The organism is Desulforamulus reducens MI-1 (assembly GCF_000016165.1).
GTDB lineage: Bacteria > Bacillota > Desulfotomaculia > Desulfotomaculales > Desulfotomaculaceae > Desulfotomaculum > Desulfotomaculum reducens.
This window is the reverse complement of the sequence record NC_009253.1, coordinates 2,463,738-2,485,131: the sequence shown is the minus strand read 5'-3', so window position 1 is coordinate 2,485,131 and position 21,394 is coordinate 2,463,738. Positions and strand designations below refer to the sequence as shown.

Genomic DNA, 21,394 nt, shown 5'->3' with positions numbered 1-21,394 from the left:
TGGTACCCTTTTTATATTGCCTAAAATAGCAAGAAAGTATTGAGGGGGTATTAAATATGACAAAACTTTTTCGTGTGAACATGACAACCAAAGAAGCCAAGATTGAAGAGCTTCCCCAGAAGTATGTTGGGCTCGCTGGCCGTGCCTTGACCTCAAGCTTTGTACTTGATGAGGTAGAACCTAAATGCCATCCCCTGGGACCCAACAACAAACTAATTTTTGCGCCTGGTCTGCTGGGAGGTACCAATTGTGCTAACTCCGGACGTCTTTCCGTAGGAAGTAAGAGTCCTTTAACCGGTGGTATTAAAGAAAGTAACTCCGGTGGAACCGCTGCTCAGAAGTTAGCAAAAATGGGCATTGCAGGTGTCATAGTTGAAGGAATGCCTGCCGATGATAAGTTTTATGTAATTAAAGTAACCGTAGATGGTGCGGTTCTTGAAGAAGCGCCAGCGGAAATTATGGGGAAAGGCAACTATGAGGCCATCCGGGTTCTGAGTGAAAAATATGGTGCTAAAGTCGGTATCATGATCATTGGCCCTGCCGGTGAAATGAAACTGACATCTGCTAACATTTCGGTAAAAGATCCCGAAGGCAATATCCGTAGTGCTGGTCGTGGTGGCTTAGGTGCTGTTATGGGCTCCAAGAAAGTTAAGGCCATCGTTATCGATGATACTGGAGCCAAGGGAGTGCCCATTGCCAATCCTGAAGCCTTTAAGGCTGCTGCCAAACGTTTTGCTAAAGGCTTAATTGAGCACCCTGTAACTGGCCAAGGTCTGCCTGGTTTTGGTACTAACGTGCTGGTTAACATCCTGAACGAAGCCGGTGGTCTACCCACCAAAAACTTCCGTGCTGGTCGCAATGAATGGGCTAACAACATCAGTGGCGAAACCATGAGTGCTACCATTGAAGCCCGTGGCGGTAAAGTTTCCCACGGTTGCCATGCTGGTTGTGTCATTCGCTGTTCTCAGCACTACCATGATAAAGAAGGTAAATATCTCACCAGTGGCTTTGAATATGAAACCATCTGGGCCCTGGGCGCCAATGCTTGCATTAACGATCTGGATGTCATTGCCGAATGCGATCGCCTGATGGATGATATCGGTGTAGACAGCATTGAAACTTCCGTAACTATTGGTGTAGCTATGGAAGCTGGCATCATTCCTTGGGGCGATGCAACTGCTGCAGTCGATTTGGTTAAACAAATCGGTCAAGGAACCCCTCTAGGCCGTATCATCGGTAGTGGTGCTGCCTTTACCGGTCAAGCCTTTGGTGTAACCAGAGTTCCCGTTGTTAAGAAACAAGCCATTCCTGCTTATGATCCCCGTGCTGTAAAGGGCGTTGGCTTAACCTATGCCACCACTCCCATGGGCGCCGACCACACTGCAGGTTATGCTGTGGCTACCAACATTCTTAAAGTGGGTGGTTTTGTTGATCCGTTGGAAAAAGGTGGTCAGGTAGAACTTTCCCGCAACTTACAGATAGCCACTGCAGCAGTTGACAGTACTGGTCTCTGCCTCTTTGTAGCCTTCTGTATCCTGGATAACGCAGATGCCTTCCAGGCTATTATCGATATGCTCAACGCTCAATACAGTCTAGCTTTAACTGCTGACGATGTTACTGAACTAGGTAAAACCGTTCTACGGGCAGAACGTAAGTTTAATGAGTTGGCTGGTTTCACCAAAGCCGATGATCGGTTACCAGAATTCTTCAAAGAAGAATGTCCTCCTCACAACACCACCTGGGACTTCACTGAAGAAGAAGTGGACGAAGTATTTAACTTCTAGTGGATTTCAATATAATAAAAGAAGCCGGGTTAAGACCTGGCTTCTTTTAGCCTAAAGAATATTTTGGGATTATGCGTCTGTAATTCTGTGTACATCCTAATGGTCAAGGGGGGAGTAACATGGGAACAATAGAATTAAGGGGATTTGGACCTCTGCAAAAAAAATTATTAGAAAAAGGTTATTCATTTCCAGCAACTGTTGAGATTGAAGAAAATCTTACTGGTTATGCTTTATTAGAAAGGCTGGATATCAGTAAAAACCAGGTTGAGGCCGTCTTTATTAATGGTATTGTAGAGGGCTTATCCCATCCCATATCTCCGGGTGATCGAGTGGCACTGTTACCGCCGGGAACCCCGGGTCCCTACCGGGTATTTCTAGGAATCATTCAAAAAAAAGAGTCCTAAAAACCTCAGGTAAAGAAGAATAAGAAATCCCAATAGCTATTTTGATTATAATTAATAATTATTAATATTGCGAACCATATGTTATAATCAAAAACGAGGTGACTGGGCATGCAGATAGAATTAAGAGTTTATACTGGCTTGGAGAGATACACAGGCACACGTTATGGTGAACTGATTAATCTTAGTTTGCCGGAGAATAGTACCATTCTGGATATTATTAAACATTTTAATATTCCTGAAGAAGAAGTTTTTAGCACCCTAGTCAACGGATTGCATAAGTCCTTTGAAACTGTTTTGCAGGAAGGTGACCGGGTGGCCCTTTTCCCACCGGTGGGGGGCGGTTAAATTTTTGCTTAAAATTTAGGGTAGGAGTAAAACCCCTACCTTTCTATGGGTTTCGTTATGCTTAACAAAACATAATGGTGGTGGATCATAGGTGGATGTGTTTTGGCAGGGTTTAAAGATAGCTATTCAACTGTTGTTAGCCGGAGATAAAGAAATTATAGAAATCGCTTTATTAACCTTGAAGGTTTCCAGCACAGCCACCCTAATTGCTGTTTTCATAGGTGTACCGATGGGCTTTTTCTTAGCCCTAACTTCCTTCCCTGGTCGAAACCTGCTAGTCAGTTTGATAAATTACGGCATGGGTTTACCGCCGGTGGTGGTGGGTTTGGTGGTTTGGCTACTGTTAAGTCGTTACGGACCTCTGGGGCTTCTTGGTATGTTATATACGCCTGGAGCCATGATTGTAGCTCAGGGCATTATTGCCTTTCCAATTGTGGCGGGTTTTACCCTGGCTGCCTTTCAACAACTACATCCCAAACTAAAATTGCAAATTCTTTCCCTAGGGGCCTCCAAACTACAATTACTGTGGCTAATGGCTAGGGAAGCTCGCATGGGCTTGCTGGCTGCGGTAATAGCTGGCTTTGGGGGTGCTGTTTCCGAAGTGGGAGCTTCCATGATGGTGGGGGGTAATTTGGTGGGCTACACCCGGACCCTAACCACCGCAACGGTTTTGGCAGTGAATAAGGGACAGCAGGAGTTTGGCATGGCCCTAAGCCTGATTCTACTAATTATTTCCTTTGCGATTACCGTTGTTTTAACCACGGCCCAGCAGCGGGGGAGGTGTCCGTAAAGATGGCTCTTTTAGAAGTAAAAGGTATTCGCTATGTAAAAAGAGGTAGGACAATTTTAGATATTGATGCTTTTTCCCTGGAGGAAGGGGAAGTTAACGCCCTGATAGGGGTTAACGGGGCAGGCAAAACCTCTTTCATGCAAATTTTGGCGTTGCTCCAAGAACCTACCTCCGGGGAGTTGTATTTTAAAGGAGAGCTAATCACAAAGAAAAATTTATTTACCTTACGTCACAGAATGGCCTTTGTATTTCAGCAACCGCTTCTTTTGGATATGACTGTGCGACAGAATATTGAAACCGGGCTGCGTATCAGGAAGGTTCCCAAGAAGTATATACACCAGAGGGTTAATATATGGCTGGAAAAGCTTGGTATTAACCATCTGGCTAATGGACCTGTAAGGTTTCTTTCTGGGGGCGAAGCCCAGCGGGTAAGCATTGCCCGGGCCCTTGCCTTGGAACCAGAAATTCTATTTTTGGATGAACCATTTACCGGTCTAGATAGCCCCACCCGTGGACAACTGCTTTTTGATTTGGTTAAACTGCTACATGGCACTAAAATTGCGACATTATTTGTTACCCATGATTATGCAGAAATTCCACATCTGGCACATCGTTTATCAGTAATGGACCAAGGAAGGATTGTCCAAACCGGTATGCCCCGGGAAGTTTATGATACACCTAAGAATCAAACCGTAGTCCAGTTGCTCCAATGGTTACCCATTGATATTAAAAACGAACGAAAGCTAATGAAGTGTGAAGGTGGTTCTGCTTAAAAAAACTATAAAAAACAGTTGTTTACCCCAAGGAGAAATTAATAATTTAACAGATATAACTTCTATCTTAACCTTATAAGGGGGCTGGACAATGATTGATAATTATAATCGAAACATCAACTATCTGCGCATATCAGTGACAGATCGGTGCAACCTGCGCTGTGTTTACTGTATGCCCCCGGAAGGTGTTAAACAAACCCCCCACTCTGAAATACTAAGTCTGGAGGAATTTGCCCGGGTGGTGGATGCCGCGTCTGATATTGGTATTCGCAAAATCCGTATCACCGGTGGGGAGCCACTGGTGAGAAAAAATATTGTCAACTTATTCGAAAAGATTTCCACTAACTCAGCCATTGATGATATTTCTTTGACTACCAATGGCGTACTCTTTGCAGAAATGGCGTCAGATTTAAAAAAAGCCGGGCTGAACCGGGTAAATTTTAGTTTAGATAGCCTGAACCCGGATACCTTTCGGGATATAACCCGGATGGGTAAGTTTAATGATGTTTGGCGCAGTATTCAGAAGGCCCTGGAACTGGAACTCCACCCGGTCAAATTAAACGTGGTGGCGGTACGGGGAATTAATGACCATGAATTTGCGGACTTTGCCCGGTTAACTAAAGAAATACCTATCCACGTAAGGTTTATTGAATTAATGCCTATTGGGGAATGCAATCCTTGGGCAGTGGGGAATTTTATAGCTGCGGAGGAAATCTTGCATGGCTTGCAACAGAAATTTGGCCTATTGGATACACAGGTGAAGGTGACTGGCAGTGGTCCTGCCAAATACTACTGCTTGCCGAATTCCAAAGGGACCATTGGGTTTATTACTGCCATCAGCGAACACTTCTGTGCCGGTTGTAACCGACTGCGTCTCACTGCCAATGGTCAGTTACGTCCTTGCCTTTATGGCAAGCAGGAGTTTGACTTAAAAACTCCTTTAAGAGAGGGTGCTAGTAGGCAAGAATTAGCCAAAATCATTACCAAAGCAATTCGACATAAACCCAGTCAACACCATATGGAAGATGGCTGGAGGGATCGTCGTGTTATGAGTCAGATAGGGGGATAAATATTGTCCGAGTTAACACATTTCGATGCCAAGGGTAATGCCTGGATGGTGGATATAACAGAAAAAGAAGAAACCCATCGTGTGGCCGAGGTCAGGGGAGAGGTTGTCATGGCACCGGCCACACTGGAATTAATTCAACAGGGCGGTATGGCCAAAGGGGATGTACTGGGGGTTGCAAGGGTTGCCGGAATTATGGCGGCCAAAAGTACGCCCAACTTAATTCCCATGGCTCACCCCATAATGATTACTGGTGTGAATATCGACTTTCAGATACTACCACCGGATCGGGTGGAAATCCGTGGCTTGGTCAAGACAGGCGGTAAAACAGGGGTAGAAATGGAAGCTCTTACGGCTGTTAGCGTGGCAGCACTAACCATTTATGATATGTGCAAAGCAGTTGACAAGGGAATGATGATTCAAAACATCCGCTTAGTTAGCAAAAGTGGAGGCAAAAGTGGTGACTTTATGCGGGAGGGAGAAAGTCAATGGGAAAAATAGTAGCTGTTTGCACCAGCCCTAAGAAGGGCATGAGAAAGAAAAATGTTGGCGAAGGCTTATTGGTGATTGAACATGGTATTGAAGGGGATGCCCACGTAGGTGATTGGCACCGTCAGGTTAGTTTATTGGCCCTGGAAAGTATCGAAAAAATGCGCCAGATGGGCTTAAAGGTGGGCCCGGGTGACTTTGCCGAAAACTTAACCACGGAAGGAATTGACTTGGTTTCCTTACCCATCGGAACCAAACTAAAGATTGGTGAAGGAGCCTTGGGTGAGGTTACACAAATTGGTAAGGAATGCCATACCCGTTGTGCCATTTACCATCAGGCAGGTGACTGTGTTATGCCTAAGGAAGGTATCTTCATTCGGGTGCTACAAGGAGGAACGGTGAAGGTAGGGGACACCATTGAAATTCAATCGGTATAAAGAAATACCCCCTGTAATATCTTTAATTGGTTGTTCAAACTCTGGTAAGACCACCTTTCTGGAGAAATTACTGAAGGAGTTAACGGGCAGGGGTTACCGGGTAGGCACTGTTAAGCATCACAGGGGGAACTTTGAGTTTGATATTGAGGGGAAGGATACCTGGCGTCATGGACAGGCTGGTGCAGCTATGGTAGCCCTGGCTACGCCCAGTGGTTTTGGATTGGTAAAGAAACTACAGCAAGAAATGCCCCTGGCAGATATTTTACCCTATTTTTCTGGGCTGGATCTGGTGATTGTGGAGGGCTTTAAAAAGGGCCCTCAACCAAAGATAGAATTGGTACGGGCAGCGGTTTCCACTTCGCCGGTATTACCGGCAGATGAACTGGTGGCCCTGGTTAGTGACCTACCCTTTGAAGTGGGGATACCGCTATTTGATCTGAATGATATTGTTGGTGTGGCCAACCTCATCGAGAACTGTTTTCTGCAACCTAGTGAAAAGTCAGCACCGAAGACTTTGTCCATTGAGCAGAAGAAACGCTATCACCGAAATATTATGTTGTCTGGTGTAGGAGAAGAAGGCCAGCTTAAACTACTTCATTCGTCGGTATTAGTGGTGGGAACCGGCGGCTTAGGATCTCCGGTGGCCTATTATCTGGCAGCTGCCGGTATTGGACGACTGGGTTTGATCGATGCAGATGTGGTGGATTGCTCCAACCTACAAAGACAAATTGTACACGGCACGCCAGATATAGGTCGTTTCAAGGTAGAATCCGCCCGTGAGAAATTACTGCAAATTAATCCGGACATTGATATTAGAACCTACCCCCATCGTATGACGGAGGATAATGCAGAAGAACTGGTGGAGCAATACCATATCGTAGTGGATGCTACCGACAACTTGGAAAGTCGCTATATCCTGAATAAAGCCTGCATCAATCAAAAGAAGCCATTTATCTATGGAGGTGTTCTTTCTATGGTTGGTCAGGTTATGACCATTGTTCCTGGAAAGGGACCTTGTTTCCGCTGTATTTTTAGGGAGTTACCCGGTAAACGAAGGCCAAAGGGCACAGATGAAGTGGGGATTCTGGGATCGGTGGCCGGAACAATTGGTTCCATCCAGGCCACGGAGGTCATTAAATATCTACTTGGTCAAGGGGAGCTTTTAATCGGACGCCTGCTAACCATGGATGCACGATCCATGTCCTTTGCAGATGTGGAAGTGAAAAAGGATGCCCAATGCCCAGATTGTGGCCATCTAAAAAGGGATTATGGTGAGAAACCCATATGTTAAACCTGGATAATATGCCAGGTTTTTTATTTAAAGGAATTTCGTGGAGGAAAATGAGTTAATTTGTCGAAATACAGCATTAAAATACATTGGAGCTAATTATAGGGGGTAGGGTAAAATGAATATGACAGTAAGAAAGAGACTGTTTCTTTCCTATGGTCTATTAATTGGTCTCATTATTTCTCTGGGATTCTATGCAAGTTTTACCATGAGCAGGATCAACGATAAGTCAACGGAAATTGCCGACTACTGGTTGGCGGGAGTTCAACACGCAGAAGAAATTAACACCTTAATAGCGGACATTCGTACCAGTGAATATAGGCATATCCTTGCTACAGAAACCGCTGAAATGAAAGCAATGGAAGAGAGTATTGCTGAAAACAAAAAGAAAATTAATGCAAATTTTACTGCCTATGAAAAATCCATTGCCAGTGATCAGGATCGAAATTTGTATACTGTTTTAATGTCCGAATGGAAAAACTACTTAAGCTCAAATGAAAAAGTTTTGGCATTAAGTGATAGTGGACAGAAGGAAGAAGCGCTAAAAGTCATGAAGGGAGAATCCTTAACCCTTTATAATGCTGCCGCTGTTGCCGCCAAGGAAATGGCCAAATACAATCAGGAAAACAGTGCCATGGCCAGTCAGGAAGGGGACAGCCTCCATCACCAATCTATTTTAATGCTGTCACTGGTAATTTTATTGGCAGTGGGTCTAGGCATTGCTGCAGCCTTATACATTACCCGCAGTATTAATGGACCACTCAAGGAGATCGAAGAAAGGGCTAACAAGTTAGCCCAGGGAGATATCAACATTGAGGATATAAAGGTTCGCAGTCAAGATGAGATAGGACATTTAGCAGAGGCCTTTAACACGATGAAAAATAATATTAAGAACATGCTGAACCAACTTATCGAGACAGCTAACCAACTAGCCGATGTTGCTGAAGGCCTCAATGAACAAGCCCAGCAGACTGCTGCCGGTGCTACGGAAACGGCCACCACCATGAATGAGATAGCAGCCACGGTAGAACAGATGAACAGCAATGTTCAGGAGGTATCCACAGTTTCAGAAACCACTGCTAATCGGGCCAATGCAGGAAAGGAAGGGCTGAATAAAGTAACTTCCCAAATCCAAGCCATCACCCATTCAACCGGTGAAGTATCCGAAGTTATTCATCAACTAAACCAAAAGTCTATGGAAATCAGTAAAATTGTCAACATGATTACCGGTATCGCCGATCAGACCAATCTACTGGCCCTCAACGCTGCCATTGAGGCAGCCAGAGCTGGCGAGCAAGGACGGGGATTTGCCGTGGTGGCAGAAGAGGTAAGAAAGCTGGCGGAGCAGTCTGCCTCAGCCACCAAAGATATATCCAGCCTAATCAATGCCATTCAGACCGAAACACATCTAGCCGTTGAAAAAATCGAACAAGGTAATCAAGAAGTGTCCACTGGTAGCGTGGTTATTCAAGAAGTGGGGAATATTTTCGAAGAAATTATAACTTCAGTACAGGGATTAACTTTACAAATTCATCACATGGCATCAGCAGCCCAACAAACCTCCGCTGGGGTTCAAAATGTTGCTGCTTCCACCGAAGAACAAACCGCTGCCATGGAGGAGGTTACTAGTACTGCTGAGTCCTTAAATGAATTATCCGATCAGCTTAAGAATTTGGTAAAACAATTTAAAATATAAATGCAAACCCCAGGTTTTTTAAAAACTTGGGGTTTAATTTTGACATGAATATAAAATAATAATCCCTAGGTTTTATACCCAGGAATGAAATCTACTTTATTGTATGCCTATACATGGTTTGATCAACATTATCTTGGCAAATTTCCGTCTCAGCACCGTTAGGCTTTTCCGACTTTTCTTTAATAAGTTTGCAATCACGAATCTTTTGTAAAAAAACCAGGTCATTAAGCCTAAATAGGCTCGTGCTTTTTTTCACTTTCCCTAGCATATTACCACCCCCCATATAACTACTACTATAAGGGTAACATAGCTGGTCCAATGTCGCAAGGACGACAAATAAAAAATCAACAAAGAAAAATCGAACTGATTTGTTAGTTGATTGTCCTTTGTTATCTATACGTTTTATGAAATGTAATCCATAACGTAAACCCATATATTTCTATTTATTAAAGGGGCGCCTATTAATGGTTATGAGCGGCCCACTGCCCCCCGACGGTAATCTCCGGGGTAAGGAAGGAAGGGGAGGCTGCTTCCTTCCCTGGGGAGATACCGGAGGGGGATGGGGCTCCGGTTGTGAGGGAATGTCAGGTGGTTCAGCTGCTCCCGGCTGATCAGTACCCGGGGCAACTGGGACCTCTGGTGGAGGTGGTTGTTTCCCCGGGGGAGGTGGCTCCAACGCTGGAGGATTTGGGGGACCCTGCTGGGGTCCTAAAGTGTTGTTGTTACCACCTGGCCAAGCTGGAAAGGATCCTTTATGAGGGAAGGTGCTTGTAGGATTTTCGAGTGGATGCCTAGGCGCATGCACTACCGTAATACTGTTATAAATCCGTTCATCTTCGCTTACCAATTCACCATTTTGATAGGTGCGGTGCCGAATTTCCACCCGGGGAATATAAGCAGAGACTTCTGCGGGAACACTAAGACTGGAAAGACGACATAAGCGAATCCCGGCCCCTTCGACAACCAAATCCACATGGTCATTCTGATAACAATTGCAGGGGGCGGATACCTGTAGTTGACGTTTTTTTCTAATCAACTTATACTGAGCCATAGTAGCCACTCCAAAGGGAAATTATTCCTTTACTCATATATATGTGACTTGGTAGAAAAAAGTTACACAACACTAATAAGAGGTGTAAAAAGTTTTGGGAAATAATGCAACCGTAGGCGATATTGTTGATCTTGAGATACATGGATTGGGTCATTCAGGAGAAGGGGTCGGCAGATATCAAAAATTGGCTGTATTCGTGCCGGGCGCTCTGATTGGTGAAAGGGTGCGAGTTCGAATAAATCAAGTGAAAAAGTCCTTTGCCAGAGGGCAACTGGTGGAAATTTTAAAGCAAACAACTGCTCGTATAGTGCCAAATTGTGAATCTTACCAGGTCTGCGGCGGCTGCCAACTGCAACATTTGGATTATCAAGAACAATTGACATATAAAAGATCTGTAGTTGAAAGTGCCCTATTCAAAATTGGTGGTTTAAAAGGGGTTGAGGTTTTACCTACTCTTGGTATGAGAAATCCGTGGCACTACCGAAACAAAATTCATCTGCAGGTGAAAGAAGCAAAAGGAAGGATCAAGCTTGGCTTCTATGCAGAGGGCAGCTATGAGCTGGCTGCTGGATTAGCAGGGCAGTCTTGCCTGCTGGTACAGAAAGAGATCAATCAGGTTATTGCGATATTAGAAGAATTGATTAATAGTTATAAATTAACACCTTATCACTGGGGGGAAAAAAGGGGTCTGTTGCGCCATGTTATGATTCGTCAGGGATTTCATAGCGGGCAGTGTATGGTTGTGCTGGTAACCTCACCGGAAGAATGGCAGGCAGAAAATGCATTTTCTCGGGCTTTGGTAGCCCGACAGCCAAAGATTGTCTCAGTGATTCGCAACATCAACAGAAACCCAGGAAGAATAGTGTTGGGTGAGGAAAATCGGGTAATGTATGGCAAAGAATATATTGTTGACGAGTTAAACGGCTTGAATTTTAACATATCTGCCAATTCCTTCTACCAGGTCAATACCCTACAGACCGAAGAGCTATATCAAAAGGCAAAGGAGTTTGCTCAATTGCAAGGACATGAGAGGGTAATAGATGCTTATTGTGGTATTGGTACCATCGCTCTATATTTAGCCCGCTCAACCGTTGAAGTTGTTGGCATGGAAATTGTGCCACCAGCGGTGGCAGATGCCAAAGAAAATGCTCGCCTAAACGGAATCACCAATACAAAATTCTTCCAGGGCGCCGTGGAGAAACTATTGCCCCGAATGGCCAAGGATCTAAAACCAGACGTAGTTGTTTTAGATCCCCCTAGGAAAGGTTGTGAAAAGGAAGTCTTAACGGCTATCAGTGAATCAAAGGTGCCCAGGATTGTTTATGTTTCCTGTGACCCGGCAACCTTGGCCCGGGACTTGGGAGTATTAGATAAGTTAGGCTATCAAACCCTGCAGGTACAGCCAGTGGATATGTTCCCCTGGACCTATCATGTTGAGTGTGTAGTGTTGATGTCAAGCAATATATAGCGTTATATAACTACGACCTTACAATATATTGTGTTTTGGCGTATTTGAAACGTGAATATAGCCTACTTATCATTAACGCTAAAATGGAATGAAAATAGGTTAAAACAGGACAAGGAGGTGGGCGGATGGATTCGAAAATCTGGTATATTCCGGCAAGAAATGACCGCTTGGAAAAGAAAGTCGGAATCTATTGCAGGGTCAGTACAAATGAAAAGGAACAGCTTTATAGCCTTGCAGCACAGATTTCTGCTTTGACGAGAGCAGTTGCAAATGTCAGCCAATGGAGGCTGGCAGATGTTTTTATAGATATCGCATCAGCGAAAGGAGAAATTCCTCGTCGTGAATTCGAGCGATTGCTTCGAGAATGTGAAGCTCACAATATATCCGTTGTCCTGACTAAAAGCATCAGTCGATTTGGCAGGGATACGGTTGAAACCTTGTCAGCAATCAATCGATTGAAGGCGGCAGGGATCAGAATAATATTTGAACAAGATAATCTGGATACCGATGAAGTTGATAGCAACCTTATGATTTCGGTAATGGAATCCTTGGCTCAGGCTGAAAATGAGAGCCGGAGCGGCAAACGGTACATCCGGACTTTACAAAAGAAAGCTGTATGGCTACACAAAAAATAAAGATGGAGAACTTGTAATTGACGATGAACAGGCTAAGGTGGTGCGGGATATATTCCGCTGGTACCTTGATGGAGCCAGTGTGCTTGGTATCATAAAGAAACTATCGGACGCAGGTATTCCTTCTCCTGGCGGCAAAGGAACGTGGAGCAAGCGTTCTATAGAGAAGATGCTTGAAAATGAGAAGTACACAGGTACGGTTACGCTTTTGGATTCTGCCACGCAGGAATATAAGTATCAAATGAAAGAATGCCATCCGCCGATTATAACAGAGAGCGAGTTCAGGGCTGTTCAGGAAGAAAAGAAAAAGCGAAGCAATATCGTAACAGATGATGACGGCAGGCATCGCAGCAGTAAGAAATATAGTTCGAAGAAGAAGTAAGAAATTTTAATCTTATGGGGGGATTGTTTATGAGTGAGATCAAAATAAGAAAAGCTGATATCAATGATGCAGAAAGGCTTTTAAAAATTTATGCCTATTACGTGATGAATACGGCCATCACATTTGAATATGATGTTCCATCAATTAGCGAATTTCAAAATCGAATGCGGCACACAATGGAGAAATATCCTGTCAATTCTCAAATTAAATCATCCAGGATTCTTAAATTAAAAACTCTCTGTTTTATATAGTCCTATCAAAAATTATTAAATTGTAATGGCAATAATCAGTCTGTTTATCAAATTAAAATAGATTCGTTCCTCTAGGAATATAAAAAACGCCGGGATGATAAAACCACCACAGCGTCTCCAAAGATTGAGTCTGTTCAAATATTAAGTTCATTTTGGGCCTGGTAAACTACCTCTTCATCAATTTGCCTTAACTTTTTGTAATAAGCGTAAAGCAGACAATTAGTAACTAAATTGTTAATTAACCGTGGTAAGCCTTTTGTTGTGGCATAGATAGCGTCAATTGCTGAATCGGTGAAAATCTCTTCGATTAACCCTGCTTGCTTTAATCGGCTGGTGCAATAATCTCTAATTTCTTCAGGTTTTAACCCCTGCATAATATGTTTCACTACCAAACGTTGCCTTAGTGGGTTATTGATGTTGAGTGATAACTTAGATCGAATTAAAGGTTGTCCTGCTAAGACAAGAATAAAGGGATTTTGCGAGTCCATTTTAAAGTTAAAAATGAGCCTTAAATCCTCTAACAACTTGTTTGAAGCTAAATGTATTTCATCTAAGATAATTACCGGCGTAATCCGGCGTTCATAGTACATAGAATTGATAGCGCCCTGAATTTGACGGAAAATAGCTACCTTTTTGTGTTTAGGTTGCTCACCAAGTTCTAAGGCAAGTCCCTGATAAAATTCCAACACAGTAACAGTCGCCAAAGAAAAATAACAATGCTTGTAGAGAGCTGGGTTTAACTCATTAACAAATTTTCTCAAAGCTGTTGATTTGCCAGCACCTGGTTCACCTGCAACTAACCCGATTCCACGGGTACTTTGCAAATATTTTAACCTCGATTCTAGTTCCAATAAGTCTTGGCTAATAAATAATTTGTCCGCCGGTACTTCTTTAGAAAAAGGGTTAAACTTAAGTCCAAAGAATTGTGTAAACATTAGCGATCACCTACTTCTCTTGACGATTGTTTAAGTTGGTCATCAATTTGAGCATAAGAAATACTAGGAGTTGCTTTCTGTTCCGACGTTTCAACCGATTCCAGTAACTCCTGTGATGACTGAGATTGCCGACCTCGACCCTTTCTTTTAGCCCTAGCATTGTCAAAAAAATTTACTTGTCTGGCCTCACCAACTTTCATACCATCCCGGTATAATAAAATTGGTTGGTTTGAATTAGCTAACCAATCTGGGTCGTACCGTACCTCTAGTCGTGAATTGGCTAAGCTTTGCTCCGTTTCATAAAGAATAGATTCAACAGACAGGGTCGCATCATGATTAACTTTTCTGGTAACGAGCAATAAAAAATGCTCCTCTAATAATTGGGGGTTGGCTAAAAAATTAATATTATGGACTTGAGCCATAAAAAAATCTAATGGACTCATATTTAAAGCACTATGGGTCTTGCGCTGATAATCTTCCTCCAGCCATTGCCAAAAATATAAATTTAGTTGGTCTAAACTTTTTAATTTAGTGGGGTCTAATCTAGATAAAAAGCGTTGCCTCACAGTATGAAAAAACCTTTCAATTTTACCCTTAGACGTAGGGGTGAAAGGTTCTGTATGAATTAACGAGCAACCTAATCCAGCACAAAGCATATTTAGTTGATCACTACGATAAACTTTTCCGTTATCTGTATAGATCATTTTGGGAATTCCTCGTTTTAGAACAGCCTCTTTCAAAGCTACTCGAAGAGCTACGAAGTTTTGAAAAAAGAAGAATTGTGCATGTGTTATCAACCTGGAGGCATCATCGATAAATGCGATTAGGTAGGCTTGTTTCTTTGATTTACCTATACTAATATATGGACCAAACATAATATCAGTTTGCCATAATTCATTAATTCTTTGGTGAGAAAAACGTTTAAGTTCCTTCTCACCAGGGTTTTCTGGATCTTTACCTGCAGCCAGTTCAGGATTAGCGACCAGAAAACGGTAAAAAGTCGCTCGTGACAACTTTTCCGGAAGAATAACTTTATCTTTAACTAACTCTTCATAGAGCAGTGCGCTAGTAATCCGTGGCATTTGGCTTCTTTTCTTACGAATTTCATCAGCAATCTCTAGGCTTACCTTTCGGCTTTTACCCTTATCCGATCGGTAACCTGGCTTTAATGAGTCTAATCCCCCACGACGATAATCACTTAACCAACACATAAGAGTTTTTGGGGAATACATCCTGAATCCATAATAGGGCATATCAATGGGCTTAACACATATAGTTTCGAAATAATCCTTTTGGTTTTTAACCTGGCCATTTAGTACTGGACTAATCAAAGAAAATTTCTTAAGAGCAATACTTTCCCTATCTTTGGCTGTGAGCATAACAAAATACACCTCCACCTGTGTGTTAACTGTCAGAGGAGGTCTAACCGGTTAAACTTCTCCCACAAACTGCATAATACCACCGAGCAATAGCCTTTCCTACGCAAAAGTTGTGTTTTTGCCTTCTCCACCAAAATTTAAGTTTAAAACTACTTTCAGTAGGTTAAGCTAATTTGCGAGAAGCCATAAAAGTGTTATTGGATTGTGTGAAAAACCTTGTGGAGAAGGCCTGGATTTGACCGAATCCAGTTTTCACAATAATTAACACCTTTCGGGCTTCTTTTTTTATGTCATCTTCCTTTGGAAGAATTACCTGAGGCATCATTTGACGTAGTACTGCTTTGATAAATTTAAGGTTAGCTTTAAATCTACGGCGGTAAAATTGCAGATGTTGTCTTTGCCACTGTAACCTTGATGTTAATACTTTTAAAAGAGGAATTAGGTTTAAATAATGCCACAGTAGAGCCAAGAAGATCGTTACCAAGGAATACTGAAAGTATGGTAAGCAAAATGACGGCAGATAGGAAAAAGTATGGCCACAATACTTACAATAATATCGACGAATTAAGATGCGACCATTAAAACCAAGGGTTATTACATTGCGAATGTAGTATCCGTGAGGCCTGGGAGGTACAGGGATTTTGCAATCTGGATGTAAGCAAGTATGTGGCTTCGGAAAGGAATATTCATAACCACATTGATAGTATTGTTTTGGTGTGGTCTTAGAATCAAAAATAAGTTGCATGATGATAATCACCTCGCAACTCAAAATACCCAATTAGGACTAAAATTATATGAGAAAAAATACTCAAATTAATTTAGTGCTTAAGCTATTCGCAGATTAGTTAATCTGATAATTATTGAGCCTATATAGCTAGATTAAATTGCTAATCTACAGCGCAGAGTACAATGGAGAGATATGGGAGGAGTAGCTTCAGTTGTGCACCAAAGGCGGAAACCTCCCGGCCCCAAGCCTGGGGGGGAGGTTTGGAGGGTGGGGGTTGACTGCGGCAGCTGCCGCCAGGTTGGGCAACCGCTTCTTGGTACTACAGTAGTTCGCTGCAGCGGCACCAGGACCCCAGAGAAATACGAGCACTTTGCCGCAGATCGGCGCCCCCAGAGGCTACCCCTTGACACCTAAGCCCTCCCAGCAGTAAAATAATACCAAGTCGACCGGACATTTGTTCCTGTCGGCTTTTTTCATTTGTACGGAGCGGGCCTGCTACCGATAAAACCAAAAGGAGGAATGGACAATGGCAGTGGTAAAACAACCCTATTCCTGCAGCATTAAGCTAAGATACCAAAAAGGCGTTAATGCCAGCGGAGATCCTATCTTTGTCAACACTACCTATTCCAAAGCGAAGGTAACAGCCACCGACCAAGACCTCTATGATGTGGCTACTGCTATCAACAGTTTGCAGAACAACGTCCTGCTTGGTGTATATCGGGCAGATGACAGCGAGTTAATTAACCAATAAGGGGTAAGCTACTGAGTTAATTTGGATGATTTAAAAAGAATAGGAGGTATGCACCATGACCAAAACATTGGAGCTAATCTTCGTCAACGTAGCTGGTGCTAGACTGGTCACCCGAGATGTGGCAGAATTGAACATTCTTTAGTAGTAACCAGGGAGGGAGGCGGCTGCCTCCCTTTTTTTGGTCATATATCGAAGGAGGGAAAGCAATGGAGGAACTCTTTAAACTAGCCTCGAACTACCGCTGCCCGCCCCATAACCGAGCCGTAGGTGGGGCGGTGAATTCCTTACACTTAAAGGGAATGGCCGCAGATATTCGAGTGCTGGAAATGACAGCAAAGGAAATAACCCACTTAGCAGAGAAAGCAGGGTTCGATGGAATCGGGCTTTACCCTAGCCAGTGCTTTGTGCATGTGGATGTCAGGGGCTATTGTGCTAGGTGGGAAGGATAACCATATGGGATACTACAGGGCATCTGCCGAAAGGCAGGTGCTTTTAGTTTGAGAAAAGGAGAATAATCGACTGCATTAGCCAAAATTCCCGAAGGAATTGAAAATAGTAGCAAAGAAACCTGTGGTATTCTGTTTTTGGAGGTAATTTAGCCGTAGAGTAATAAAGATAGAGATTAGGGTGAGAGAAAATGGAAAGATTATATTACAAGAGCGAAAGAACAAAAAGCTATTGGGAAAGCTATAATCAACCAGTTCATCATCCCTCAATAGTATGCTGTGGGCGGCCTACTGTTGTTGTAAAGTACTCCAGTGGGGGATATATTAAACATCTCTGTGTTAGTTGCCAGAATACCTGGAAACTAAGTTATAATGATTTTCTCCAAATTAAACTGGAAGTGTATTGTCCCCAATGTAAAAAACGGATGGAGCCCAAGAAGTTAAGAATAAACGGAAACTACGGATTTGTATGTAGGAGTTGTAAGACGGCAGTGCAACTGGCAGATATTGTGCAGGAAATTAAAGTGTATACAAATGGCTATTCACCCTCACCAGTTAGTCAAAATAAGAAAATTAACTCCGTTGTTGCCCAGGATATACCAGACCCTACAGTAATAAGCCTCTGCATAAAATGTAAACATTTTAACCAGTCCTCCTGTACGGGGCCAAACAAAACTCGTGGTAGTTACGAACGGGGCGGGTATCAATGCTCCCAATTTAGTCGAAAGGACCCGGTAGACTTTGGGTGGTAATTTGCTAAAAAGAAACAGAATTGCTGTAGGTAAAAACGATTAATAAAATAAAATGATTCCAGTCTGCCAATACATTGTGTGTTAGGCAGTTTTTTATGCACGGTTAATAAATAACCATAACTTCCTATAGAATCTAAAAGATAAAGCTAAAATGGTAGAGATTATTATTGCCCTAGCAAAAGGGAATTACATAATATTGCTTGAATAAATATAGTGTTACTGTTGCAAGGTTTGCAAACATCCATTGACATTCATGGTGCGCATTTTTGAAATGGATAACTAGTACCATTTATAAATGAATCAGGTTGGGGGGAGCCTTTATGGAAGTTTTCAATAATATTAACAAAATAGTAAAGGACGACTTAGTACAGGCCATTACACCAGGGAGCCGCATCTCCATTGCCGCTGCCTGTTTTTCCATTTACGCCTACCAAGAACTAAAAAAACAACTAAGTAATATCGATTCCCTACATTTTATCTTTACGTCCCCCACCTTTGTTACCGAAAAATCACCAAAGGAAAAACGTGAATTCTACATTCCCCGCTTACACAGAGAAAGAAGCCTCTACGGCACTGAATTTGAGGTAAAGCTCCGCAATGAATTGACCCAAAAGGCGATTGCTAAAGAATGTGCCGAATGGATTCGTAAGAAGGTCCGCTTTAAATCCAACTCCACCCAGGAAGGGATGGGCGGGTTCCTCAACATACATACCGGTGCTCAGCAACTGACCTATATGCCCATAAATGGCTTTACCACCGTTGATATCGGCTGCGAGCGGGGTAACAATATTCACAACATGGTCACCAAAATGGAGGCCCCCTTCAGCAATGAATTCGTGCACCTGTTCGATAGCGTCTGGAATGACGAAAATCGGCTGCAGGATGTAACCGAAGAAGTGATCGAATACATTTCTGCTGTTTACCAGGAAAATTCCGCCGAACTCATTTATTTCCTAACCCTGTATAACATTTTTAATGAGTTTCTGGAGAACATTTCCGAAGATGTCCTGCCCAACGAAGCCACCGGCTTTAAGGAAAGTATCATTTGGAATAAGCTCTACAACTTTCAAAAGGATGCGGCCCTGGCCATCATTAATAAACTGGAGCAGTACAATGGTTGTATCTTAGCCGATAGCGTTGGTTTAGGAAAGACCTTTACCGCCCTGGCAGTGATCAAATACTACGAAAACCGCAACAAAAGCGTACTGGTGCTGTGCCCTAAAAAACTAAAGGACAACTGGCTGACCTACCGGGGCAACCTTATCAATAACCCCCTGGCCAAAGACCGCCTGCGGTATGACGTACTTTTCCATACCGATTTATCCCGGGAGCGGGGGGATTCTGTCATCGGCCTGCCCCTGGACCGTATCAACTGGGGCAACTACGATCTGGTGGTCATTGATGAATCCCATAACTTCCGCAACGGCGGTGCCATCTCCGGTGAGGATGGCGAAAAGGAAAATCGCTACCTGAAACTACTTAATAAAGTGATCCGTCCCGGTGTCAAAACAAAGGTCCTAATGCTTTCTGCCACCCCGGTGAATAACCGTTTCTATGATCTGCGCAACCAATTGGCATTGGCCTATGAAGGGAAAGCGGAAATCATCAATGAAAAGCTGGATACCAAGACCGATATCGATACCATTTTTCGCATGGCCCAAAAGGTCTATAACGCCTGGTGCAAGGAACCCCCAGAACTTCGCACCACCGCTTCTCTATTGAAACAGTTGGACTTTGACTTCTTCGAGGTGCTGGACAGTGTGACAATTGCCCGCTCACGCAAGCACATAAAGCGTTACTACGACACCACGGAAATTGGTAATTTCCCAGAACGCAACAAACCCATTTCCCTGCGTACCAAACTGACCACCTTAAACAATGCCATTAACTATGAACAGGTCTATGAACAACTATCGCAGCTCAACCTGTCCATTTATACGCCAACTAACTATATCCTGGCCAGCAAGCTCAGCAAATACATAGACCTGGATTCCGAACACAGCAGACGGCTGTCCCAGAGTGGACGTGAAGAAGGCATTCGCCGTTTGATGAGTATTAATTTACTCAAAAGGATGGAAAGCTCTGTGAATTCCTTTAAACTAACCGTACGTCGTATCTATGAGCAAATCTATGATACCTTAAAAATCATTGAAAACTATCAGCCCGGTTTAGAAGTAACGGTACGGGATATGGGTGATTTCGGGGAGCTGGACCTGGATGATCAAAATATCGATATGTTTAATGTGGGTAAGAAATTTAAAATTGACCTACGGGATATGGACTACCTATCCTGGCAGCGGGAATTAGCCGCCGATTTAGAGATATTGGAGTTACTCATCCTGATGGTGGGCGATATCACCCCCCAATATGATTCAAAGCTCAATGAACTACTACAAGTGATCGAGAGGAAAATTCAGAACCCCATTAACCGGGATAACAAAAAGATTCTCATATTCACGGCTTTCTCTGATACAGCGGAGTACCTCTACGAAAATGTCAGTGCGTATGTCAAAACCAAGTTCGGCTTAAACAGCGCCTTAATCACCGGGGACATTGAGGGAAGAACCACCATTCCCAGATTCCGCAACGTCATGAATGACATTTTGACCTGCTTTTCGCCCATCTCCAAAGAAAAGGCCCTGGTGATGCCGCAGGATAGGAACGAGATTGATATACTCATAGCCACCGACTGTATTTCAGAGGGACAGAACCTGCAAGATTGCGATTACTGCATCAATTACGATATTCACTGGAATCCGGTGCGCATCATTCAGCGTTTTGGACGGATAGACCGTATTGGTAGTAAAAATGCCGTCATCCAGTTGGTCAACTTCTGGCCGGATATCACCCTGGATGATTATATCAACCTGAAAAGCCGGGTGGAAGCCAGAATGCGCATTTCTGTTATGACGGCCACCGGCGATGATGATTACCTGAACCCCGAAGAAAAGGGTGACTTGATTTACCGCAGGAAACAATTAGAAAAACTACAAAATGAAGTGGTGGACCTAGAGGACATGACCAGCGGCATCTCCATTATGGATTTGGGTCTCAACGAATTCCGCATGGACCTGCTGGCCTATCTGAAAGCCAATCCCCAGTTAGAACGTACACCAAACGGCATCCATGCCGTGGTGCGGGGTGAAAAGCCCGGCGTCATTTTTGTGCTGAAAAACGTCAATAAAATGATTAATGTTGAAAATCAAAACCGCCTGCACCCCTTTTATATGGTCTACATTGGCGATGATGGGGAGGTTATTTGCAACCATCTGGAACCCAAAGCCACCCTGGATATGCTACGGCATCTCTCCCGGGGTAAAATAAAGCCCGACATGGAGGCCTGCCAGATCTTCAATCGAGCCACGAGCGATGGCAAAAAGATGGACCGGGTATCCAGCCTGCTCCAGCAGGCCATTGCTTCTATTATTACCGTGAAGGAAGAAAGCGATCTAGACAGCTTTTTTGGCACCGGCCAAACCACCTTCCTCACCGGTAACATCTCCGGCCTGGATGACTTTGAACTGATTTGCTTTATGGTGGTGATTTAG

24 protein-coding genes and 1 pseudogene are annotated in these 21,394 nt (G+C 43.4%); 19 read left to right on the top strand and 6 right to left on the bottom strand.

What is annotated here, in order from left to right; genetic code table 11:
- Window positions 1–56 precede the first annotated feature (56 nt).
- The 10 genes from DRED_RS12120 (at window position 57) to DRED_RS12075 (ending at window position 9,072) form a co-directional block, all read left to right on the top strand.
- The gene (locus DRED_RS12120) at window positions 57–1,784 is read left to right on the top strand and encodes an aldehyde ferredoxin oxidoreductase family protein (RefSeq protein ID WP_011878581.1); all 1,728 of its coding nucleotides are present in this window, start codon (window positions 57–59) and stop codon (window positions 1,782–1,784) included.
- 119 nt (window positions 1,785–1,903) lie between these two features.
- Entirely contained in the window at window positions 1,904–2,188 is a 285-nt protein-coding gene (locus DRED_RS12115) for a MoaD/ThiS family protein (protein ID WP_011878580.1), read from the top strand.
- Between the two features lie 108 nt (window positions 2,189–2,296).
- Window positions 2,297–2,533 carry a MoaD/ThiS family protein gene (locus DRED_RS12110; protein ID WP_011878579.1) on the top strand — a complete coding sequence of 79 codons (237 nt, stop codon included), beginning with the start codon at window positions 2,297–2,299 and terminating at the stop codon, window positions 2,531–2,533.
- A 91-nt stretch (window positions 2,534–2,624) separates the two neighbouring features.
- Complete coding sequence (locus DRED_RS12105) at window positions 2,625–3,323, top strand: ABC transporter permease (RefSeq protein WP_011878578.1); 699 nt, start codon at window positions 2,625–2,627, stop codon at window positions 3,321–3,323.
- 2 nt (window positions 3,324–3,325) lie between these two features.
- Window positions 3,326–4,096: an ABC transporter ATP-binding protein gene (locus DRED_RS12100; RefSeq protein ID WP_011878577.1), complete on the top strand. Its 771-nt coding sequence runs from the start codon at window positions 3,326–3,328 to the stop codon at window positions 4,094–4,096.
- 91 nt (window positions 4,097–4,187) lie between these two features.
- On the top strand, window positions 4,188–5,165 hold the full coding sequence (gene moaA, locus DRED_RS12095) for a GTP 3',8-cyclase MoaA (protein ID WP_011878576.1): 978 nt from the start codon (window positions 4,188–4,190) through the stop codon (window positions 5,163–5,165).
- 3 nt (window positions 5,166–5,168) lie between these two features.
- Window positions 5,169–5,663: a cyclic pyranopterin monophosphate synthase MoaC gene (gene moaC / locus DRED_RS12090; RefSeq protein WP_011878575.1), complete on the top strand. Its 495-nt coding sequence runs from the start codon at window positions 5,169–5,171 to the stop codon at window positions 5,661–5,663.
- Complete coding sequence (locus DRED_RS12085; protein ID WP_011878574.1) at window positions 5,651–6,088, top strand: MOSC domain-containing protein; 438 nt, start codon at window positions 5,651–5,653, stop codon at window positions 6,086–6,088. The genes moaC and DRED_RS12085 overlap by 13 nt, the downstream gene beginning before the upstream one ends.
- Entirely contained in the window at window positions 6,069–7,379 is a 1,311-nt protein-coding gene (gene mobB, locus DRED_RS12080) for a molybdopterin-guanine dinucleotide biosynthesis protein B (RefSeq protein ID WP_238442517.1), read from the top strand. The genes DRED_RS12085 and mobB overlap by 20 nt, the downstream gene beginning before the upstream one ends.
- A 115-nt stretch (window positions 7,380–7,494) precedes the next feature.
- Window positions 7,495–9,072: a methyl-accepting chemotaxis protein gene (locus tag DRED_RS12075; protein WP_011878572.1), complete on the top strand. Its 1,578-nt coding sequence runs from the start codon at window positions 7,495–7,497 to the stop codon at window positions 9,070–9,072.
- A 91-nt stretch (window positions 9,073–9,163) separates the two neighbouring features.
- On the opposite strand, the gene DRED_RS18820 is transcribed toward DRED_RS12075, so the two are convergent.
- Together DRED_RS18820 and DRED_RS19605 are read right to left on the bottom strand one after the other, a co-directional pair.
- Window positions 9,164–9,328: a hypothetical protein gene (locus DRED_RS18820; protein ID WP_156779657.1), complete on the bottom strand. Its 165-nt coding sequence runs from the start codon at window positions 9,326–9,328 to the stop codon at window positions 9,164–9,166.
- Between the two features lie 183 nt (window positions 9,329–9,511).
- Entirely contained in the window at window positions 9,512–10,123 is a 612-nt protein-coding gene (locus DRED_RS19605) for a hypothetical protein (protein ID WP_041274611.1), read from the bottom strand.
- 94 nt (window positions 10,124–10,217) lie between these two features.
- Between DRED_RS19605 and rlmD the strand changes: the two genes are divergently transcribed.
- The 4 genes from rlmD to DRED_RS12055 all read left to right on the top strand — a co-directional run bounded on the left by rlmD (window position 10,218) and on the right by DRED_RS12055 (window position 12,856).
- Entirely contained in the window at window positions 10,218–11,591 is a 1,374-nt protein-coding gene (gene rlmD, locus DRED_RS12065) for a 23S rRNA (uracil(1939)-C(5))-methyltransferase RlmD (RefSeq protein WP_011878570.1), read from the top strand.
- 125 nt (window positions 11,592–11,716) lie between these two features.
- Window positions 11,717–12,226 carry a recombinase family protein gene (locus tag DRED_RS19365; RefSeq protein ID WP_238442516.1) on the top strand — a complete coding sequence of 170 codons (510 nt, stop codon included), beginning with the start codon at window positions 11,717–11,719 and terminating at the stop codon, window positions 12,224–12,226.
- Window positions 12,156–12,605 carry a recombinase family protein gene (locus DRED_RS19360; RefSeq protein ID WP_238442515.1) on the top strand — a complete coding sequence of 150 codons (450 nt, stop codon included), beginning with the start codon at window positions 12,156–12,158 and terminating at the stop codon, window positions 12,603–12,605. Before DRED_RS19365 ends, DRED_RS19360 begins: the two co-directional genes overlap by 71 nt.
- A 29-nt stretch (window positions 12,606–12,634) precedes the next feature.
- Complete coding sequence (locus DRED_RS12055; protein WP_011878569.1) at window positions 12,635–12,856, top strand: GNAT family N-acetyltransferase; 222 nt, start codon at window positions 12,635–12,637, stop codon at window positions 12,854–12,856.
- Between the two features lie 134 nt (window positions 12,857–12,990).
- Here the strand turns inward: DRED_RS12055 and DRED_RS12050 are convergent, their stop codons facing one another.
- From DRED_RS12050 to DRED_RS19350, 4 genes and pseudogenes are all read right to left on the bottom strand, one after another.
- Window positions 12,991–13,791 (bottom strand): ExeA family protein, encoded by an 801-nt coding sequence (locus DRED_RS12050; RefSeq protein ID WP_011876914.1) that lies wholly within the window; start codon window positions 13,789–13,791, stop codon window positions 12,991–12,993.
- Complete coding sequence (locus DRED_RS12045; protein WP_011877643.1) at window positions 13,791–15,170, bottom strand: IS481 family transposase; 1,380 nt, start codon at window positions 15,168–15,170, stop codon at window positions 13,791–13,793. Before DRED_RS12045 ends, DRED_RS12050 begins: the two co-directional genes overlap by 1 nt.
- 163 nt (window positions 15,171–15,333) lie before the next feature.
- On the bottom strand, window positions 15,334–15,639 hold the full coding sequence (locus DRED_RS19355) for a hypothetical protein (RefSeq protein WP_238442640.1): 306 nt from the start codon (window positions 15,637–15,639) through the stop codon (window positions 15,334–15,336).
- A gap of 15 nt (window positions 15,640–15,654) precedes the next feature.
- Window positions 15,655–15,915: pseudogene (locus DRED_RS19350) on the bottom strand (DUF6431 domain-containing protein); the annotation flags it as partial.
- A gap of 249 nt (window positions 15,916–16,164) precedes the next feature.
- Between DRED_RS19350 and DRED_RS12035 the strand changes: the two are divergent.
- From DRED_RS12035 to DRED_RS12015, 5 genes are all read left to right on the top strand, one after another.
- On the top strand, window positions 16,165–16,311 hold the full coding sequence (locus DRED_RS12035; RefSeq protein WP_198006898.1) for a zinc finger domain-containing protein: 147 nt from the start codon (window positions 16,165–16,167) through the stop codon (window positions 16,309–16,311).
- Between the two features lie 112 nt (window positions 16,312–16,423).
- Window positions 16,424–16,648, top strand: coding sequence for a DUF1659 domain-containing protein (locus DRED_RS12030; RefSeq protein ID WP_011878568.1), 225 nt, complete (start codon window positions 16,424–16,426; stop codon window positions 16,646–16,648).
- A 206-nt stretch (window positions 16,649–16,854) separates the two neighbouring features.
- The gene (locus tag DRED_RS12025) at window positions 16,855–17,097 is read left to right on the top strand and encodes a YcbK family protein (RefSeq protein ID WP_011878567.1); all 243 of its coding nucleotides are present in this window, start codon (window positions 16,855–16,857) and stop codon (window positions 17,095–17,097) included.
- A gap of 188 nt (window positions 17,098–17,285) precedes the next feature.
- The gene (locus tag DRED_RS12020) at window positions 17,286–17,846 is read left to right on the top strand and encodes a hypothetical protein (RefSeq protein WP_011878566.1); all 561 of its coding nucleotides are present in this window, start codon (window positions 17,286–17,288) and stop codon (window positions 17,844–17,846) included.
- 320 nt (window positions 17,847–18,166) lie between these two features.
- Entirely contained in the window at window positions 18,167–21,394 is a 3,228-nt protein-coding gene (locus tag DRED_RS12015) for a helicase-related protein (RefSeq protein ID WP_011878565.1), read from the top strand.

Coding starts and splice junctions, on each gene's coding strand:
- DRED_RS12015 (WP_011878565.1), top strand. CDS start 18,167: ATGGAAGTTTTCAATAATATTAACAAAATAGTAAAGGACGACTTAGTA.
- DRED_RS12055 (WP_011878569.1), top strand. CDS start 12,635: ATGAGTGAGATCAAAATAAGAAAAGCTGATATCAATGATGCAGAAAGG.
- DRED_RS12020 (WP_011878566.1), top strand. CDS start 17,286: ATGGAAAGATTATATTACAAGAGCGAAAGAACAAAAAGCTATTGGGAA.
- DRED_RS12085 (WP_011878574.1), top strand. CDS start 5,651: ATGGGAAAAATAGTAGCTGTTTGCACCAGCCCTAAGAAGGGCATGAGA.
- DRED_RS12050 (WP_011876914.1), bottom strand. CDS start 13,791: ATGTTTACACAATTCTTTGGACTTAAGTTTAACCCTTTTTCTAAAGAA.
- DRED_RS12025 (WP_011878567.1), top strand. CDS start 16,855: ATGGAGGAACTCTTTAAACTAGCCTCGAACTACCGCTGCCCGCCCCAT.
- DRED_RS12115 (WP_011878580.1), top strand. CDS start 1,904: ATGGGAACAATAGAATTAAGGGGATTTGGACCTCTGCAAAAAAAATTA.
- DRED_RS19365 (WP_238442516.1), top strand. CDS start 11,717: ATGGATTCGAAAATCTGGTATATTCCGGCAAGAAATGACCGCTTGGAA.
- DRED_RS12030 (WP_011878568.1), top strand. CDS start 16,424: ATGGCAGTGGTAAAACAACCCTATTCCTGCAGCATTAAGCTAAGATAC.
- moaA (WP_011878576.1), top strand. CDS start 4,188: ATGATTGATAATTATAATCGAAACATCAACTATCTGCGCATATCAGTG.
- DRED_RS12100 (WP_011878577.1), top strand. CDS start 3,326: ATGGCTCTTTTAGAAGTAAAAGGTATTCGCTATGTAAAAAGAGGTAGG.
- DRED_RS12120 (WP_011878581.1), top strand. CDS start 57: ATGACAAAACTTTTTCGTGTGAACATGACAACCAAAGAAGCCAAGATT.
- DRED_RS12110 (WP_011878579.1), top strand. CDS start 2,297: ATGCAGATAGAATTAAGAGTTTATACTGGCTTGGAGAGATACACAGGC.
- DRED_RS19605 (WP_041274611.1), bottom strand. CDS start 10,123: ATGGCTCAGTATAAGTTGATTAGAAAAAAACGTCAACTACAGGTATCC.
- DRED_RS19360 (WP_238442515.1), top strand. CDS start 12,156: ATGAGAGCCGGAGCGGCAAACGGTACATCCGGACTTTACAAAAGAAAG.
- DRED_RS12075 (WP_011878572.1), top strand. CDS start 7,495: ATGAATATGACAGTAAGAAAGAGACTGTTTCTTTCCTATGGTCTATTA.
- DRED_RS12045 (WP_011877643.1), bottom strand. CDS start 15,170: ATGCTCACAGCCAAAGATAGGGAAAGTATTGCTCTTAAGAAATTTTCT.